The sequence below is a fragment of the Chryseobacterium sp. ZHDP1 genome, from assembly GCF_018603435.1.
GTDB classification, from domain to species: domain Bacteria; phylum Bacteroidota; class Bacteroidia; order Flavobacteriales; family Weeksellaceae; genus Chryseobacterium; species Chryseobacterium indicum.
The window spans coordinates 1,746,839-1,765,052 of the sequence record NZ_CP075682.1 but is presented as its reverse complement, the minus strand read 5'-3'; the positions used below and the strand labels follow the sequence as shown (position 1 = coordinate 1,765,052).

The following is an 18,214-nucleotide window of genomic DNA, read 5'->3' as shown; positions in this document are numbered from 1 at the left end:
CTATAAATGCCCCGTCATTACATCCATGAATATCTCTGCATCTCTCCGTTCTTTTGTAATCTTTCCGGGATTTTTTGTTTTGTAACTTTCAAGTTTAACTTCGGCTCTAAACCTGTTCTCTCCCTGCTGGTTTAAGTACGCTAGGTATTTTTTCATTTTTCGCCATTCGATAAGGCAGTCATGGTAGGCAAGAATCCTTTTGCCTCTCGGCATATCTGCACTTTTAGCAAATTTGTATTTGTCCTGAATGACGTTGATCTTTCGCCTGCATTCTCCGATGATGCCGTAATTATTGAATCGTTCCCAGGCTTTCGAAGAAGTAAATCCCCACTGAGATAATGCCGAAGATCCGGTGTCAAAATTATCCAGACTGTTCAGTACATCTTTATAATAAAGCAGATAAAGAGGATCAGCCCCTGAGGTCGCACTGGAATAATGATAGAATTCTTTCAGGTTTTCTTCATATGTTGTCTTTGCTTCTTCCTGAATATCGCTTGTTTTGTCCTGCTGTACCAAGGTTGTTGCATATCTTTGGTTTTGCAATCCCGCCAGTCCTAAAGGTCTGATGTCATTTCCGCCTTTGTAATCACGGTTTCGACTTGGAGCCAGCCAGCCCCATACCATGGCATAGGCATAATTAGTCTGTATGCCCAAAAAGTATTTTGGTTCAGGCTGCCAGTCTCCCCATTGATAAAAGACCTGCCTTTTCTCCTGACCTACAATGTGTTTGTCCTTAACTCTTTTTATGGTCTGTCCCTTTACGAAAGATAAAAGGGGAAGAAATGATAGTATTAATAGTATGTTTTTCATAGATTATAATTTTACCAACCGTTTAAATTCTGGTTATAATTATTAATAATATTTTGGATTAAACCTTTGTCCCGTATATACCAGCTGTTGAAAACACCAATATGACGGAAGTATGGTTTTTTTTCAGCATTCCTCAGGTAATTGATAATGTGAACTGTCCAGCCATTCATAATTTTTATCTCATGCTGTATTTTTGAAAGAATTTTCTGCCGATCGTAGCTGTCCATAAGAAAATCATTTTCTTCATTGAGAACCGATTCGCTTATATTTTCATATGAGTTCATCGCATGCAGATAAAGCTTAGAATAATAATTCATAATCAATACGGCATACTGAGGTTTTTGAGCTGAAAGCTCCAGCATTTTCTCCATGTTTCCAATAAGTTTGGTAAAATCATAGTATATGGCTTCAAGCTGTTTTCCCTGCTTCAGTGCTGAATTGACATTACGAAGCTGATTATATATGTGATTTTTTATGACCACAACCTGCACAGCCTTTTCCTTGATATCATCGTAAGCTTTTCTTTGTTTCTCGTAAGAATTTTGGTAAAGCTTTTCAGAAGCTACTCTTGCAGCCTGGTTGGCCGTTACCTGAGCCTGCAGTTCTAAATTATAATAGAGCTGATAATAGGTTTGTGACTTTGCATTATTCAGTAAAAGCAGAAAAAATACAATTAGAAATGTTTTCATTTTAATAAAGATTTGCATTGTTAATGATATCCTGAATGATTTTCTTGTCCCTGTTCACCCAATTTTGAAGCAGGTTATTACGCAGTTTTATTTTTCTCTTGACATTGATGATTTTCTGAAGGGTAGAGTAGGACTGCTGCCGAAGAGTCTTGATTTCACTTTGAGCAAAATCCAGAAGAATTTTACGTTCGGCCTTTTCCATTTCGTTTATCGTCCCATACGATAAAACTATACCTGCCATCAGCCTGATATACAACTGCAGACTATTTATAAACTCATACTGACCATTGAGTGCGACAGGAATCCAGATTGGGGCATCAGATAATTCAGTATAAATTTTCGACTGTATCTCATAAATCTTATCAATTTCTCTGACGATGTTCACCGATGTCGGAATAGCCTGAACTGCAAACGAAAGGTTGTTAAGCCTTCCACGAATTTTTTCAGTCACATCCCTGTATTTGCTCCATTGTTCCTTATTGGCTGATTCCAGACTTAAATTGGTCAGCTGCTTATTTCTCATTTCTTTCTGCTTCTCATTTTCATCCATTGTTTTTTGAATTTCAGAGTTAATAAGGTAGTAGCAGATATAATTCCCTCCAGTAAGCTGACCTTTAAGTATATTTGAAAAAATCAGAATCAGGAAACAGACTTTAGTTTTTGATAAAGTTTTCATAGTCCCAATGTTCCTGCGTTGTTCAATATTTGCTGAAAAATATGCCTGTCAGTATTGACATACGTCTGAAATGGATTGATAGATTTCCAGAATCCTTTTCTTTTGGCTCTCCTTATCGTCATCTTTACGTTGATCAAATAGACATTCAGCAGACGGGTGTTATTTTCAATATTGTACAGAAGCCTTTTCCGATCTCCTGAAGTTGCAAGATTCAGCTCACCACTTGTCAGCAGATCAGCAACATCAGTATAAATGTCGGTCGCTTTGTTAGTTACCAGCTGTATTGATTTTGTCGCAAATATGCTGTACTCCGGTGCATCCTGCACTTCGTTATATATCCCATCAACATTCGTGATTATTTTGCTAAGGTTGTTGTAAATATTCTGAACTTGAATGCCGTTTTTCAAAGTACCATTTACCTCTTTTAATCCTTTGTACAATTTATTCTGCAGATCGTTGGCCAGAACCATCTGAGTTGAGACAACCGCCTGCGCCTGCTGCAGTTTATTCATCTCGTCGACTGTTTTCTCCTGCTCGCTTTTAATTTGATTGGCATATAAAATCATAGCAGGAGCTGTCAGTACATCTATATAGGGAGTTTGTGTTTTATAAAAACTCATGATAAAGACCATGAGTATGATGCTATATTTTTTCATAAGTCTGATTTTTGCTTTTAATAAATTCCTTTAGCGTTATATCTTGATCTATAAGTAGCCGTTTGATACTTTTGAAGAAATCTTTACTAGGGTTTTGCTTTTTGAATGAATGATAGTATTCGATTAACCCGTTGTCAATAGGTTTTTGGTAAATATTTACCAATGATACCAAGTTTGGTAGACCGTCTTTCAGATGATCAATATCTAGAACAAACTGCTCCAATGCATCCTGATAGTTTCGATATTCATTAACATAGTATTCGAGTGCAGATTTTTCAGGTTTTTCAGTAGTATAAGTCAAATATTGCTGTAGTGAAACTTCATTACCATATACTTCACCTTTGCTGCCCCGTTTAAGATAAAATTCTTTGAACCGGCTTCTACCGCTTTTATTATTTAGATTATTAATGGTGAAAATCTTACTCTGCTCAACCTCATTAAGTGAGAGCAATTTTGCAATCTTATCAAAATTATCGATGAATTTTGTCTGATCGAGAAGTATGAAGGTATCCGAATTATTAATAATACTGTCTTTTACGACAGCATTCCCGATAATATCATCCAGCTCCTGTGTAACAACAACGGCTTCACCCCAGAATTTTCTGACTGTTTTATACAGGTATAAAATATAACTTCCCATTAGTTTACTCGCAATTGCCTTCCAGGCTTCTTCAATAATGAGTGCTTTTCGCCTATCTTTTCTCAGACGCATTTTCTGGATAAACGTATCCATAATAATGAGGGTTACAATAGGAAACAGCTTAGGATTATCTTTAACATTATCAATCTCAAAGACGATAAAGGGCTCATAAAATAATGAGTTGTCTGCATCTTCATTTAAAGTCGTTCCATACCTACCTCCTTTGTAAAAATCAGCCAATACATAAAGGAATGTTCTCAGGTTGAATTCAGCTTCAGAAATTTTGAACTTTTTATTGGAAAGATAAATAGGAAGAAATTTTTCAGAATACTCATAAAAAGTGTTGAAAGAAAGTTCTTCCACGTCTAGCATTTCTTCAAGCTCTACCAGTTTTTTGATGAGTGATTTTCTGAAGGCATTTTCCCACTCCGCACTGTTGATTTTGGGTCTTTCAATTATTTTAGTATTTGAAAGGATCAGTTGGCTTTCATCGTAAGTCTTTCTTTTTTCGGTATTGACCAATGTTTCGTAAGCCTCGTGTATTTTGTCGAATATGGAATCATCAAAATCAGCTTTATCAAGATTTTTATCAGGATGATACTGTACCGCCAATTTTCGAAACGCCTTTTTAATGTCCGAGCTTTCAGCATCCATTGGTATTCCTAAAATTTGATAGTAATTTTCATTTTCACTGTATTGGCTCTCAAATTCATTATAAAGATCATCTTCGTAGATGTTGTATTTACTTAGGTATAGAATCAGCTCACGCGAGGTCTTTTGCTGATACCAATTGGTACCACCTTTGAAAAACTGATGGTAATACGCTAAGAGCAGATTATCAATAATGGATTTTTGTGTGGTGGTCATCGATGAATCTGCACCCTGCCATATCAGAAAAATAAGATTTCCTAGAAACTCAATTTTCTCAATATTAAATTCCGATTGGCTGACTACAAAGGGGTTCATTGTGATTGGCTTCTCTTCGGTGTACTGAATATACTTCCCATTCTTATATTTTGCCGTCCCGCTGTAACTGTCTCCGGTGTCCACAATTACAACATCATAATTGTAGGCTAAATATTGTTCAATGATATTATTCATCAAAAAAGATTTTCCGCTTCCTGACGGTCCAAGAACAAATTTGTTTCGATTATTGATTCTGCCGATCTGCATTGGCAGATCAGCGGTGTCGACCTTTAACGGAACTCCCTGTCTGTCCGTAAATCTCAGGTAAAAACTGGATGGTTCATCTACGGGGTAGCTCTCTTTAAAAAAAAAAGCACAGCGAGGCTTCACTCGTTGTGGTAAACAAATCGTATTCTTTTAGTTCATTGGCATTCCCCGGTAGTGATGCTCGAAACAACTCCAATTGATTGAAAGAATTTTTACTGGAAATTACTCCTTTTTGAAAGAGCTGGTTCTCAATCATCGACTGGATTTTTTCCAAATCCTCAATAGTTGGGCAGCTGGTGACAAGACTGTAATGTGCGTCAACAATAAGCTGACCGTCCTTAGCAATATTATCCAGCAAAATACCTATTTCTTCGGCGCAGATCCTATTCAAAGGTTCATTCTGAAATCCTTCGTGACGATTTTTTTTATTGGCTAAAAATTTAACTCTTTCCGTCTGATCAGGAATGACAATAATTTGGTTGTAAATAATGGTATTGTACAGTTCCAGGTCATTAATAAAAGAAAAATTGTCAACTGCGGTATCTTTGATAGCTCCGTTTCCACCCAACGTTGTGTAAGGGTAAATTTCATTGGGCAGTTCAATATTTTCAACATCTACTAAAGAAATGGTCTTCACATAGGAATTACCAATCTGGAGATTACTGTCAAGTGACCTTATATTGTCAAAAGCTTTTGTTGATCTGCCAAAGTTCATGGAAAGAATAGAGGAGATGTAATACTCAAAATTCTTTTCAAAGAAAAAATGGGGCTCAAAATCATTTTCCTTCAGAAGCATAAAGATTTTTTCTGCTTTGTCTCGCAATTCCTTATACTTTTTATCTGAATATTTGTACTGGTTTTTCTTTTTGCTTTGATCGATCCTGTGGGTAAATACCAGAATGCTATCGATTGTTTTGTAAATTCTTCCCGCAAAATGTTCTGAATATTTTTGCTGTAAATATTCTTCATGTGCTTCCGCCTGGTAGATCTTTTTATCGAAAATGTCCAGCTTCTGAACGATATATCCTTCTCCAATAATACTGATAATATTAAGTAGTATTGAATGATACTTCAGATACAAGGCACGGTCTGCCGAATACTGTGTGACAATATTTTTAATTTGGATGGCAATGATCGGGTTTCCAAATTCACCGATAAGAACATCATAATTAACATTAAATTCTGAACCGTAGTCGTAGCCAATAAATGGCAGACTAAAGCTTTTCTTTTTCATTGTGTGTATTTCCTAACGTTTGTACTTCTGCTTCAGTTTTATTTTTACAGGAATCATAAAAATCTCATTTTTGTTAAGCGTTTTGTTAAAAAGACCTTTGGTTTTCTGTAATCTGAAGACATTCCAAATCAATCCTGCACCAATACCTAAAGCAAGAACTATCCCTATAAAGAATCCTATAACTTTGCTTAGAATGATGCCTAAAACCATTGTGCCGGCAAATGAACCACCGGCATAATAGATATACTTTCCTTTCAGACCTTTAAACACAAGGGGCTTCTTTAGCCCCTTGTATAGAAAGAAACTCTTTTCTTCCATTTCTTATATTCCAAAAAATGCCTGAATTACTGTGGGAACGAGAAGCAGGAAGATACAGGCACCTCCCCAGCCAATCAGTTCTTTATTGACGTCTTGGTCACCATTGTTCCATTTGTTGTAAATTCGGACACCTCCGACAATGCCTACGATCGCACCTATCATTTGAACTAAGTTTGAGACTGGCTCAACGTACTCTTCGATATCCGATGTTGCCGAAGATATAGCTCCGGCGCCTCCTGTCTGAGCAAAAAGTAAATTTGTGCATAATACCAAGATTGCGGAGAACAGCGCTTTTTTAATTTTATGGTGTTTATTAATGCTTGTAATATTATTTTTCATTTGATTTTTAAAATTTTAATTGAACAATAATTGAATTGTTTCATTTGAAACCGTCTGGTAAAAAAAGATTCCAAAGCTCCATAAAGTGCTTTGGAATCGAAACAGATACGGCGTTTTCCGTATCATTGACTGAATGTAATTAAAAAACTAAACTTGATTTGTAAAAACTCTGACCGCTTTCAGAGCCGACAACGATATGTCTTGATGCTTTTTCAAAGAAATTTCGAAACATCTCATCCGAAATAACTGACGGAATTATTTCCTTCTGATGAGGTATTGCCTCCGAATTTTTGCTTCCGATCACTGAACTTAAATTTGAAAGAAATGATTGACGCACTTCTTTTTCATCTTTGCCCTGTTGATTGTCGCCATAGAAGTTTTCAATTTCCCGCTCTTCCTCAAAACGTCGATGGTTAAAAGGTTCGCCGTTTTCTTCGGAGGATAATTCTGTCTCTTCATAATCATAGGAACTTGGTAAGTTTAAATTCTCTACGTCATCTTCATAAATATTTATTATTTCTCCTGGAGTTTCTTCAATAAAGTTCTCAAGGCTGATCAATTCGCCATCATTTTCATTTCTATTTACGATCTGTTTTTTTATAAATAAGTCATAAACTGCAATGCCGGTATAATATAGAATGTATAGTAAACCAGTAATCATTAGGACTTTTCCCATAAATTTTCACTTTTTTAAAATGTTTAAGAAATTTTCATAATCGTCAGATTTTAGAGCGAGATGCACCGCAAAACTTACAAATTCGCTTACAGATATCCCGTCAGCACGAAGGCCCACCAACTTTCTGTAATGATGATCCTGTATCCTTATCATTCTGCTGGTTTTGTCATTACTCTTGTAAGAGTCAACAAATTCATTAATTATGCATAAGGTTTTATCATCAAGTTCGGTTAGATTGGTTGGTTTTTTCTTTGTCCGAGTGTTTTTTGCTGCATCTGCTGTTTTGTGTTTAATGCCCTTTTTCGATAAGACTGCCTCGTCACTCAGAATATTGAGATTCTTTGCTAATTCCTCTTTATCTTCATCGGTCGTATAGCGGTCTAAAATTCCCATAGATGATAAATTAATTCATCGAATGTTTCTTTGACAGCTAACTTTTGTTCATATGTCAGTCCTTTTGTGTTGATGCTAAGCATACATTTTCTGGTTAGAACTGATCCGCCAATTACTTTCCCTATCGTATTGAATTCAGCATCCATTACAGGTTTCAATTCGTAGCTGTCGTCTTTGCGCATATTATTTCTGATGAAATATATTTTTGCCTTGACTTTGATAAGCTTAAGAAGATTGAGAAACAGTACTGTAGACATCATTGTAACACTGGAGTATCCATAAGGAATTATTATGGCATCACTGTATTGTAATACCTGCGTGTAATTATTCTGAATATTTCCGGCGGTATCAAAAAGAATAACCTCCTGACTTTCCTTTAACTGCATTAAAACTTTTTCATTCTGCGTGAGATGAATATTTTCTTCCGAAATTTTCTCTACTTCATAAAGATAATCTGCTTTTAATTCTTTGTCTTCTGACCATTGCCTGTAAAATGAACGCTGAAAATCAAAGTCGATGACATTTACCTTTTTATCGGTAAACATAGAAAGATAGTTGGCAAATGCAATGGCTAAAGTGGTCTTGCCAACTCCGCCCTTCTGATTTGCAAACGTAATAATCATCTCTTTTTTTTCTTTTTTCTTCTTCTATTTTCTAGTTCTTCGCTTGATGGCGGAGAAGCTGCTGAAATATCAAATAGGGAAGTGCGTTTTAACATTTCTTCTAAACTTGATGCTTCTGCAGCTTGCACGCCATTGACAATAGACTGGTGTCCTGGATTTTGAGGATTTAGTAATTGAGATAAATAAAGGTTGTAATAGTAATCTCCGACCAATTCTTTTACGGTAAAGACAACATTGTCAATCTTATTAATGACGAATGCCTCATTTGAGAAACTGACGATCTTTATTTTATCCTGCGAATTATTACTTACTTTCCTTAAGTTTAGGATGTGATCTATTGTTGAATTTCGTGTGTCTTTCCAGATATTATAATTTGTCTTTTTCGATTGTTTCAAAAAAAGCATATAATCCTGGATTTCGCATTTGTACTCTTGTTCCAAATGCTTTTTAAAAACGTTCTTCGTTTCGATTGTCAAATTTGAATTGGCCAGAATGTCAAAGATCTTTTTGTCTAATACTTGGGAGCTGATAATGAATAGGTCACTCATTTTCATTATATCACTGCCTTTGTAAATCGTATTGGTTTTGTGGTCGATGATGGAATAGCCGAAAGGCTGTTTATCATCTTTGAATGAAAGAACAACATCAATCCCAAATTTTTTCTTCAGATGGTATTGAAGCTCTGATTGGTAGGAGGCATGGTTTTTATCCGATACTCTGAAAACCGAGTTGGAAAATACCTCTTTGTATTTTTTGAATAGAGCAAATATCTGTTTTTTTCTTTTCTCGTCAAAACTTTTTTTTGAAAAATTTAAATCATTGACATTTAAAACTTTGATAAAAGCGCCGTTTTTTGTAATATTTAACTTATCATTTTTTTCATAATAGCCGTATCCATTAAGTTCCAGCAGTGTCTTAAACTGATGTAACGTACTATAATTATAATCAATCAATTTTTCTAAATTTTGATGTACGTCAGTACCGTACAACTCTTTAATTGTTTCCTGTAAAGCAGTTTGACTTTTATATTTTTCGAAATCTCTCTCAATACGCTTTGAGCTGTCTTTATTAACCCTTGTACTTACAATATGAATGTGGTTGTTGGCAGTATCATTATGAAAAACAACAATGTACGGTTGTTCACCATAGCCCATTTTATCCATGAATTTATCTGCTGTAAGCGCCAATTGTTCCTTAGAATATTCGCGTCCTTTTGCGGATATTGTAGCGTGAAACTGCGGATTTTTTATTCTTGAATTATTTTTGGAAACTGCTTTCAGATAGTTTTTTATGTCTGGAGCTCCCGAAGAGTGATTAAGATGAGCCGGGAAATTTTTAATTGATAAAAGTTCTCCCTTTCCTTTTTCAATTTTCTTGTCATTATAAATCACACCATTGAACTCACTGGATGATTTGTTTAATATTTTAACAATCATTTTGCAAGTTCAATATAGATTTTTTTGATTATTCTGTTTTGCTCAATTTTCAGACTGTTGAGAATTTCAAGCTTTGAATTATAATCAGATAAAAGGGTAGTGGGTAAGTGCTTGTTGGTGTTGATATGTTTTGCAATCTGATTGATATTATTCTCAATTTTAGAGAATAAATTAACCTGATTTTCGATGAAATTCATGATTTCTTTCCTGTCATTATCAAGTAGCTTTCCTTCGACGCCGCTAATGATATAATCGGAAAGATGAAGGTTGTATTTATTACAGTGATTCAGCCATTTTTCTTTTACTTCGTCATGTAGCCTTAAAGTAATTCGTGCAGTCTTTGATCTGCCTGAGGTTTTTAAATCTTTCATTTGGCAATTTTTTAAAATAGTTAAGGCAATCCTAATTAGGATTCGCACATTTCAATTTGCAAACGAGAAGATTCTTCTCCTGATTAGATCATCAAAATTATGTAAAATTCACTTGAAAATTATAGATTAGTATTTTCGATTTCTATTTACCGTTATTATTTTTTTGCTCTTCTTTCTTTTTTTTGATAAAATCTGTTGGACGCATCCCATTAATTTCATAAAAAAGATCTGAAAAATTCTGACGGGATGCTATACCGCATTTTTCAGCTAATGCTTCAATTGTGTATTTCAAGTAATTTTTATCAGTATTCATTAGATTGGTAATGTAATCAATTCTAAGATTGTTTAGGTAATTTTTAAAATTAACGCCTTTTGATTCGTTGATAAAAGTTGATAAATATGTTGTATTAGTATTGAATTGAGCCGCCAACTGATTTAATGTTAATCCTATTTGAGTATATTCTTGTCTATCCTCAAATGATTTTATTTTTAATAGTAAATCTTGGTAAATCTCCTTACTAATTATCGATGTCTTCTCATCCTCGTAAATGGTATCGGGACTATGTTGATGTAGCATTTTTTCAAGCTGACGATTGTCAAGCTTTATCTGCAGTATCCTGTAATTCAGCATGATCTTCTTATTCTTCCTATATTTAAAAATGTATAGTGTGATAAAAAGCAGCGAAAGACATATAAAAAATATTACCATTAAGGAAGTGAGAAGATTTCTCTTCTCTAAAGCTTCTTTGTTATCTAACAATCGCTTCGTGTCGTATTCTTTGTGAATTCTTGAGGTCAAATAGTAAAACTCTTTTCCTAATAAGCTGTCAACTGATAAGAGCTGTTTAGTGTAGTACAGCTCTTTCTTTGTGTTGTTCAGGTTATTAAAATGGTTTATTAAAATTTCGTAGCTATCACGTGTCTCCGGTAAAACAAAATTTTTATGAACGAAAATTGAATCTACCATCTCAAAATAATGGAGTGCTTTTTCCTTATCAGAATGATAGTAGCTCTTTCCTAAGTAAGAGTAAATTAATGATGCAGTCGCAAAATCATCTACCTTCAATATTTTTGGTAAAGATTTATTTAAGATATCGATTGCATGCTTATAATTTTGACGGTTATATGCTGAAATGCCTTTGCACTTTAAAAAATAACTCTTTTCCAAAGAAAATTCATCAATCCCCTCAATTTCTTTTAGCCCAACATTTATTAAACTATCAGCAGCAGCAAAATTTTTTAGATTTCTCTGACAGATTATTAACTGGTGAAGAGAGTTAAAATATCCCCTTTTATTATTGAAAACTTCATTTGGATGAAGTTGTTTAACTGATTCATTATTAAAAAATTTAATGCATTCTTCGAAATTTTCTTTAGATTCTGAATAATAGCCTAGGTAGCTTTTGACGACTCCCATATGATAGACGACCTTATATTTCAAATACTCGTCTTTAGTATTTTTTAAATAGTTATAAGCTTTTAAATATTCATCTAAAGCCGGATCAAATTTTTTATAGTTAAAGTAATAGATAATCCCTTTTCCCAAATAAGCTAAACCTATCAAATCTTTATCTCGTGATTTTAAAGCGGCATAGATCATACTATCGGAATATACTAATTTTTGCTTTTCATTTTTAGTAAAGAAAACGGCATCCCGATATCCTTGGGTTAAATGTTCAAAATCATTTTCATTTTTCGATTTTTGAATATAAGTCTTTACATAAGGAATTGCTCTTTTATCATTTTTAGGAAGATTCTCATAATTTTTTCGGATAATCTCATATTCGCTCATCTTCTGCGCATTTAACAGCAGAAAAAAGGGGAATAATATCAAAATGAATGAAAATCCTTTAAGCATGGTTAGTAGGCTTCAATTAAGAACCGCCAAATTTATGTAAAATCTCCATAAAACAGGGCTTTTCCCAATATTCTATTAAGATATTTAATTATTATTAAAAACAATTGATAATGAAGCGGTTTCATTGTTTTTTGTTGTCGTGCTTTATAAAACACGACGTCGTGCTTTGTAAAGCACACCCACATATGCTTGTTTGGACGGTCTTTTCGACAATACCTTTGACTCCAAGAATTCTGAGAAAAACCGGCCGGGATAATCCTTAATAAATTTTACTATTATGAAAAAAGTTATCCCATTTTTAATTCTTATTGTGGGTTTATGTGCGCAAAGTTGCAGACAAGTTGATGAGCAAGTAGATAATGATTTTGCACTATCTAGAGTTGCAAAGGAAAGTAATAAAACATCTGATTCAACTAGAATGAAAATTGAATTAGAAAAAGATCCCCCTGTAAAGGATGGTCAAGATTGGAAACACTAAATGAAATGATATAAAGATTCCCTATACCTCAAAAATATAATATCCAGCCAACGACGTTAGATCGGGTATAGGGAAATCTTTCAAAAATTGACGAAGAAGATAATAATGAAAGGGCAGATTTTGATTTTAAAGTTTTTTAATAAATTTTTTAGCCATGAAAAAATCAGTCTTCCTTCAAGTGCCGCTAATAACGGCCTGTTTTTTTATTCTTTTATTCTGCTACGCTAGCGCAAGCAAAATAATGGATTTTGGAAATTTCCAGGTTCAGATCGCACAATCACCACTTTTAAGTGCTTATGCTGGATTTATTTCTTATGCAACAATAATTGTTGAGCTTCTTATTGTAGTTACTCTTATAGTTCCCAAATTTCGATTAATTGGGCTTTATAGCTCTATGGGAATTATGATAGCCTTTACAATCTATATTTATCTTATCCTAAATTTTAGCGACTTTGTTCCCTGTTCTTGCGGCGGGATACTTGAGAAAATGGATTGGACAGAACATCTATTATTTAATCTTGGATGTATTTTACTTTCTTTTATTTCCGTAATTCTAGTTGAGGTTATTAATAGACAAAAATTCATCATCTATTTTGTGAAAATTTTTGTAGTCTTTGTCGCGAGTACTTCTCTTGTTGTTTATCTATTTTATTCTTCAGAATACATTATAAAAAAAGAGAATAATTTTGTTAGAAGATTTCTAATACATCCAGTACTAGAAGATAAATCAATAGATTTAAAGCTGGATTCATACTATATTGCAGGCTCAGATAGTAAAAAAATATATCTTGGAAATATAACAGCTCCATTATTATTTTCTGAAATTAATTATGATTTATCAAATTTAAGCCAACAAAGGATAGAGCTGGATGAGAAAGACTATTCCTTTAAAAATCTATGGCTTCAGACCTTTAAAAACGATTATTTTCTTTACGATGGAAGTGTCCCAATAATTTACAGAGGTAAAATTGGTGACCAATATGCAGAAACAATAAGTTATCAGAACGCATACTTTACTCAATTATCCGTTTTAGATTCGGCTAGATTTGCACTAAGAACGCAGAGTAAAAGTACACAGCAATACACTTTGGGTAGCCTTGATTTAAATCGAAATCCAAAAGTTGTATTGAATCCAGATATTCTTCAAAAACAAATTGACGGAGTATTTGACAGTGACGGAAAATTGTTGCTCAACCAAAATTTTAAAAATCTTATATACATATATAATTACAGAAATGAATATATGATCATGGATGAGGATCTTGAATTGAAATCTCGCTTAAAAACAATTGACACCATAAGCCGAGCTAGATTTAATGTGGTTAAAATTCCAGACGGTCGACATAAAATGAATGTTCCAAGTTTAAAAAACAATCAAAATCCTACAACTAATCAAAACCTCCTTTTTGTGGAATCAAAGCTTATTGGCAAGTATGAGTCTAAGAAAGCATGGAAGAAAAATTCAATCATTGATATCTACAGGATTGACCGACAGGAATATGTAGGAAGCTTTTATATTCCTAAAAAGGATGATAAAGCGCTAACACAGATGTATGCAACCGACATGTATCTTTTTGTTTTAATTGACAAAGAATTGAAAAGATACAAGTTTACTAGACTGATTCTTAATTTATATGAAAAGGGGAATGCCGAAAACCTAAAATAGAGTAGGCAATAATTCAAATTTCTTTAATATGAAAAAATTAATGATTCCTGTAGTCACAGTATTACTTGGCACAGGCGCAGCATTTGCAACTAGTGCTGCAAAAAGCAATTCAGCAAAAGCAATTGTTGACGCTTACAGAATTGATGCCGTTACTGGCGAATGTCTAAACGCACAACAACAGTGTAACACAGTGGGCACAGCCCCATGTGTTTGGTCGGGCGACAGCAGTTCGTCTTTGCACGAGAAAATTTCGGACAACCCGACAATGTGCGGAGAGGAACTTTTCAGACTGCAGTAAAAAAGGGATGCTATAAAGCATCCTTTTTCATTTGTTTGTTAATCCAATCTATGTTTGTTTTATCTTTTAAAAAATAATCCCACCATTCTAATGTTCGATAATAAAGATCTTTTCTATCCTCTGAATTAAAACTTGGATTATGCCCCTGATTTGGATAAAACAGAGCTATAACATCTTTATTATTCCTTTTTAACCCAATATAAAATTCCATGACCTGATCCCATTTTATGTTTTCGTCTTTTTTACCAGCCCATAAAAGAATGGGCGCATTCACTTTCTCAACATTATAAATGGGGTTGTTGTCAAAGTACAATTTTTTGTTTTCACTGAAAGGAAATTTCAATTCATATTGTCCATTTTCATATTGCCAGTAAAATGGGCTGTGGAAATTATAATTGTAAGAAAAATAGGAACGTACAATATCACTATTACCAGCACCAGATAAATACGCTGCAAAACGGTTTGAATGTGTAGCAATAAAGTTTGTCTCATATCCCCCATGGGAATGCCCTGTTAATCCGATTTTCGACTGATCAATATACGGTCTGTTCTGAATTGTATCCAATGCTTTATTGACGCAGTCTAATGCTGAAAGACCTGTTCCTTTTGGACCAAATACAATATCGGGTAAATAAACGAAATAGCCTTGGTCAAGTAAAGTTCTCAAATCAAAAGAAGCAGGATTATTATAGCCTATAATATCATATTGATTTGCCGAATCATTCTGAATTTGATAAATTCTTACAATCATAGGATATTTTTTTTTAGGCTCAAAGTTAGTTGGGTAATATAAAATACCCTTCAACTTCTGATAATCCGAATTAATATAATTTATTATTTCAATTTTAAGATTCTTTACTGCAGCATCTCGATTTTCATTGGTTAAAAGAATTATTGGTTCTTTTTTATGATCATCAACGTAATATAAAGACATCGGTTTGTTGTAATTTTCTAATGTATAAGCAAAAAAATTTGCGTTTCTGTTGTAGTAGAAATCTCTAATATAATTTTCTGAGGATTTTATTATTGATTTTAAATCTTTATTTACAATGGTATAATATGACGTTTTGTTTTCTTCGTCATCTCTGACTTTTATTAAAACTGAATTATCATTCTTTAGGTACGATCTGTAAATCTTGAAATAGCTCCCAATTAATGGTAGACTCTCTTTATTCAAAATTTTAACTTTTTTACTTAGATTTTCGCTAATTTTGATCAGTCTATCCTTCTGAATATTATAAACGAAAATACCTTTTTGAGAATCAAAGTAAATTAATGACGCGTCTTTACTAAAAACAGGATTTTGCAGACTGTGATCTTGAATATATCCTTTTTTCATCGTAGAAAGATTACATAACACCCATTTATCCTGCAAGTCTCTGTAAATACTAAATTCTCCATCTTTGGATAGAGTGAAATATGCACTTTTTACAATATCAAAGGGTTTGGCTGTATTATTCTGAGTATCTAAAATCTGTAAATCAATATTTTGATTATCTACTGTATAATTTTGAAGTTTTCCTCTTTTAAAAGCGAAAAGATATTTATCACTGCCAGATAAAAAAATCTTTTTCGAATCTTTATTATCAATTGCGCTTACATGATTATTGTTTGTAATTATCCAATATTTGTCAATTGGATCAAAACCAGTGTCATGCTTGCTTAAATCACCATCATTTCCATACCATATTTCGACATTTTTGTTTTTTGGTATCTTCGTTTGGCCATTTACAAAATACTTTCCTTCTTCATTCATTTCACTAACTACAATGTAATCTCCAGTATCTATATCTTGTAAAATTGGTTTTGAGATATTGCCAGATTTGATATCTAATAAAACTAAACTTTCCGTTTTATCAGTACTGTTTTGTTCAATTATATAAAGTGTTTTCTTTGAATCACTTATTTCAATTCTCTTGATAAGCACAGGGCTCTCGTAGATCTTTTTTTTATTTTGGGAAGAAGTGTCGTAGATTTCGTATTTATTTTCACCCTTTCTTACGACAAAAATTTTACTTACATTATCTTTCGTAATATTGACTACACTATCTATTTCGTAGTATGATGCCCCTTTGTTATTATAGACAGACAATTTATCGGCAGTGTTTAGTAATGCAAAAGTTCCTGTGTCTGAAGACGCAAAAACTCTTTTAATATTGTCAAAAACCTTCTGTCTTCTATCATTCAGACTAACTAAGACAGCTTTATCTTTTGCCAATGCTACCACAGCTTCTTCTTGTAAAAAAATTGGAATATCTAAGGTTTTCGTTAACAGATGAGGTTTTTGAATTTTATTCTTTGTTGAAAAAATTTCAATAGTATCTTTGTTAATATCATAATGTTTTCCTGCTATAACCCAGTTTCCCTTTGGAGACATCGCAAGAATTTTTATTCGATATTGCTGAGCCATTTTTTTTTCTAATGTGCCTCTCAACGTTTGACCTTGACAAAAAGAAATCCCTACAAGTAACAGTAAAATTATTATATTTTTAAATGATCTCATTAGTAACCTGGATTTTGGGGATTTAAATTTGAATTTAGTTCAAGATCTTTTTGAGGAATTGGCCACAGTTGATGATTAGTCTGCCAATTAGGTTTTGAGGAAATAAGAGAATTTAAATTGTTATTCCTTTTGAGATCAAAGAAACGATGCCCCATCTCTGTAAAGAATTCTCTACGGTTCTCACTTGCGATTTCAGTAATTAAATCAGACTGTGAAATGCCTGAAGTTACCGCCGAAAGTCCAGCACGTTGTCTTGTAGCATTTAAATATAGCAGTGCTTCATTGAGTTTGTTTTGTTTTGCCAAGCTTTCGGATAATAGTAGGTAAACTTCTTCAAGCCTGAAAACAATGGAGTACTCTGTGGTATTATTTGAGCGATTTTTATATTTATCGGCTCTATACCAAGTGTTTGCGCCCACAGTAATTACTGCCATCCAGTTCGATTTTCTGAAATCCGATGATGCAAAGGAGGACATAAGAGATGTCGATAGTGCGTAGCTCGAAGGTGCTGCACCTGTGAAATAATATAAACTTGCCTCTTTTGTTGCATCTCCTGAATTTTTAGGTTTTAATTGCCACAAAATATGTTTTCCTGACTTTTGAAAGACTTTAGCAATGTCAGTTTCGAAAGTATAAAGAGAACTTTGAGCTATTGATTTTAATTTAGCTTCCGCATCGGCTGGTCTCTGCTCTGCAAAATATACCTTTGCCATCATCAGTTCTGCAACTTTACGATTGACAAAAATTCTTTCGGAGTTACTGTATTCGTCTGCTAATAATATATAACATTCGTTCAAATCGTTTTCAAGTCGAACAAGAACATCATCAGAACTCAATTTTGATGAGGTGTTGTTAGCAGTGTAATCAGTTGTAGTTAAATAAGGAATATCTCCATATATTTGCTGTAAATAGAAATATAAAATACAGCGTATCAGTAATGCTTCACCTTTCATTCTTCTTTTGTCTGTGTTTGAAATTCCTGATGATTTTTCAAGACCTTCTAAGATAGAATTGGAGAAATAGATTTGTTGATATGTATTTGACCACAGTGAATAAACTGCAGCATTGCTGGAAATGAGTTGATTTTGTGAAATTTCATAGATTCCATTTGTTGCGGTAGTTGCATAACAAGTGAGATCATCTGTATAATTGCTCAAAAATAATCCCATCTTATCACCTGCCAGTAGAGAATTATCTCGTAAACTCGAATATAATGCCGATAATGCGGAATTTGCTGTTTGAGTGTCCTGAAAAACATTGTTTTTATCAATTTGATTTTCCGGTACATCAACTTCCAGCATCTCTTCACAAGAAATCAGATTGAGTAGTAATAGTGAGAATAATAATATAGTAATGTTTGTAATTGTTTTCATTTCA

Annotated in this window: 17 protein-coding genes and 1 pseudogene; 3 read left to right on the top strand and 15 right to left on the bottom strand. The window is 33.5% G+C overall.

All coding sequences use genetic code 11. From position 1 onward, the window contains the following. The 13 genes and pseudogenes from KKI44_RS08025 to KKI44_RS07965 form a co-directional block, all read right to left on the bottom strand. The gene (locus KKI44_RS08025) at positions 1-810 is read right to left on the bottom strand and encodes a hypothetical protein (protein ID WP_002977315.1); all 810 of its coding nucleotides are present in this window, start codon (positions 808-810) and stop codon (positions 1-3) included. An 11-nt stretch (positions 811-821) separates the two neighbouring features. Continuing rightward, positions 822-1,499: a hypothetical protein gene (locus KKI44_RS08020; protein WP_050791097.1), complete on the bottom strand. Its 678-nt coding sequence runs from the start codon at positions 1,497-1,499 to the stop codon at positions 822-824. Between the two features lies 1 nt (position 1,500). Next, positions 1,501-2,175, bottom strand: a complete 675-nt coding sequence (locus tag KKI44_RS08015) for a hypothetical protein (protein ID WP_002977317.1) — start codon at positions 2,173-2,175, stop codon at positions 1,501-1,503. Continuing rightward, positions 2,172-2,831, bottom strand: coding sequence for a hypothetical protein (locus KKI44_RS08010; RefSeq protein WP_027383743.1), 660 nt, complete (start codon positions 2,829-2,831; stop codon positions 2,172-2,174). Before KKI44_RS08010 ends, KKI44_RS08015 begins: the two co-directional genes overlap by 4 nt. Further along, positions 2,818-5,878 (bottom strand): annotated as a pseudogene (locus KKI44_RS08005) (TraG family conjugative transposon ATPase). Before KKI44_RS08005 ends, KKI44_RS08010 begins: the two are co-directional and overlap by 14 nt. 12 nt (positions 5,879-5,890) lie before the next feature. After that, positions 5,891-6,196, bottom strand: a complete 306-nt coding sequence (locus tag KKI44_RS08000) for a DUF4133 domain-containing protein (RefSeq protein ID WP_002977321.1) — start codon at positions 6,194-6,196, stop codon at positions 5,891-5,893. A gap of 3 nt (positions 6,197-6,199) precedes the next feature. Then, complete coding sequence (locus KKI44_RS07995; protein ID WP_002977322.1) at positions 6,200-6,535, bottom strand: DUF4134 domain-containing protein; 336 nt, start codon at positions 6,533-6,535, stop codon at positions 6,200-6,202. A 139-nt stretch (positions 6,536-6,674) separates the two neighbouring features. Further along, entirely contained in the window at positions 6,675-7,211 is a 537-nt protein-coding gene (locus tag KKI44_RS07990; protein WP_002977323.1) for a hypothetical protein, read from the bottom strand. Between the two features lie 6 nt (positions 7,212-7,217). After that, positions 7,218-7,604 (bottom strand): hypothetical protein, encoded by a 387-nt coding sequence (locus tag KKI44_RS07985; RefSeq protein ID WP_002977324.1) that lies wholly within the window; start codon positions 7,602-7,604, stop codon positions 7,218-7,220. Then, the gene (locus tag KKI44_RS07980; protein WP_002977325.1) at positions 7,592-8,227 is read right to left on the bottom strand and encodes a ParA family protein; all 636 of its coding nucleotides are present in this window, start codon (positions 8,225-8,227) and stop codon (positions 7,592-7,594) included. Before KKI44_RS07980 ends, KKI44_RS07985 begins: the two co-directional genes overlap by 13 nt. Next, on the bottom strand, positions 8,224-9,663 hold the full coding sequence (locus KKI44_RS07975; RefSeq protein WP_002977326.1) for a relaxase/mobilization nuclease domain-containing protein: 1,440 nt from the start codon (positions 9,661-9,663) through the stop codon (positions 8,224-8,226). Before KKI44_RS07975 ends, KKI44_RS07980 begins: the two co-directional genes overlap by 4 nt. Further along, positions 9,660-10,034 (bottom strand): hypothetical protein, encoded by a 375-nt coding sequence (locus tag KKI44_RS07970; protein ID WP_002977327.1) that lies wholly within the window; start codon positions 10,032-10,034, stop codon positions 9,660-9,662. Before KKI44_RS07970 ends, KKI44_RS07975 begins: the two co-directional genes overlap by 4 nt. Positions 10,035-10,176: 142 nt before the next feature. Beyond that, positions 10,177-11,826, bottom strand: coding sequence for a helix-turn-helix domain-containing protein (locus tag KKI44_RS07965; protein WP_164720332.1), 1,650 nt, complete (start codon positions 11,824-11,826; stop codon positions 10,177-10,179). A gap of 343 nt (positions 11,827-12,169) precedes the next feature. Here KKI44_RS07965 and KKI44_RS07960 point away from each other — a divergent pair, with 343 nt between their 5' ends. From KKI44_RS07960 to KKI44_RS07950, 3 genes are all read left to right on the top strand, one after another. Then, positions 12,170-12,370 (top strand): hypothetical protein, encoded by a 201-nt coding sequence (locus tag KKI44_RS07960; protein ID WP_002977329.1) that lies wholly within the window; start codon positions 12,170-12,172, stop codon positions 12,368-12,370. 241 nt (positions 12,371-12,611) lie between these two features. After that, on the top strand, positions 12,612-14,036 hold the full coding sequence (locus tag KKI44_RS07955; protein WP_228457751.1) for a MauE/DoxX family redox-associated membrane protein: 1,425 nt from the start codon (positions 12,612-12,614) through the stop codon (positions 14,034-14,036). A 28-nt stretch (positions 14,037-14,064) separates the two neighbouring features. After that, positions 14,065-14,334, top strand: coding sequence for a DUF6520 family protein (locus tag KKI44_RS07950; RefSeq protein WP_002977331.1), 270 nt, complete (start codon positions 14,065-14,067; stop codon positions 14,332-14,334). Between the two features lie 10 nt (positions 14,335-14,344). Here the strand turns inward: KKI44_RS07950 and KKI44_RS07945 are convergent, their stop codons facing one another. Together KKI44_RS07945 and KKI44_RS07940 are read right to left on the bottom strand one after the other, a co-directional pair. Next, positions 14,345-16,837, bottom strand: coding sequence for an alpha/beta hydrolase family protein (locus KKI44_RS07945; protein ID WP_002977332.1), 2,493 nt, complete (start codon positions 16,835-16,837; stop codon positions 14,345-14,347). After that, complete coding sequence (locus tag KKI44_RS07940; RefSeq protein WP_027383741.1) at positions 16,837-18,210, bottom strand: RagB/SusD family nutrient uptake outer membrane protein; 1,374 nt, start codon at positions 18,208-18,210, stop codon at positions 16,837-16,839. The genes KKI44_RS07945 and KKI44_RS07940 overlap by 1 nt, the downstream gene beginning before the upstream one ends. Positions 18,211-18,214 lie beyond the last annotated feature (4 nt).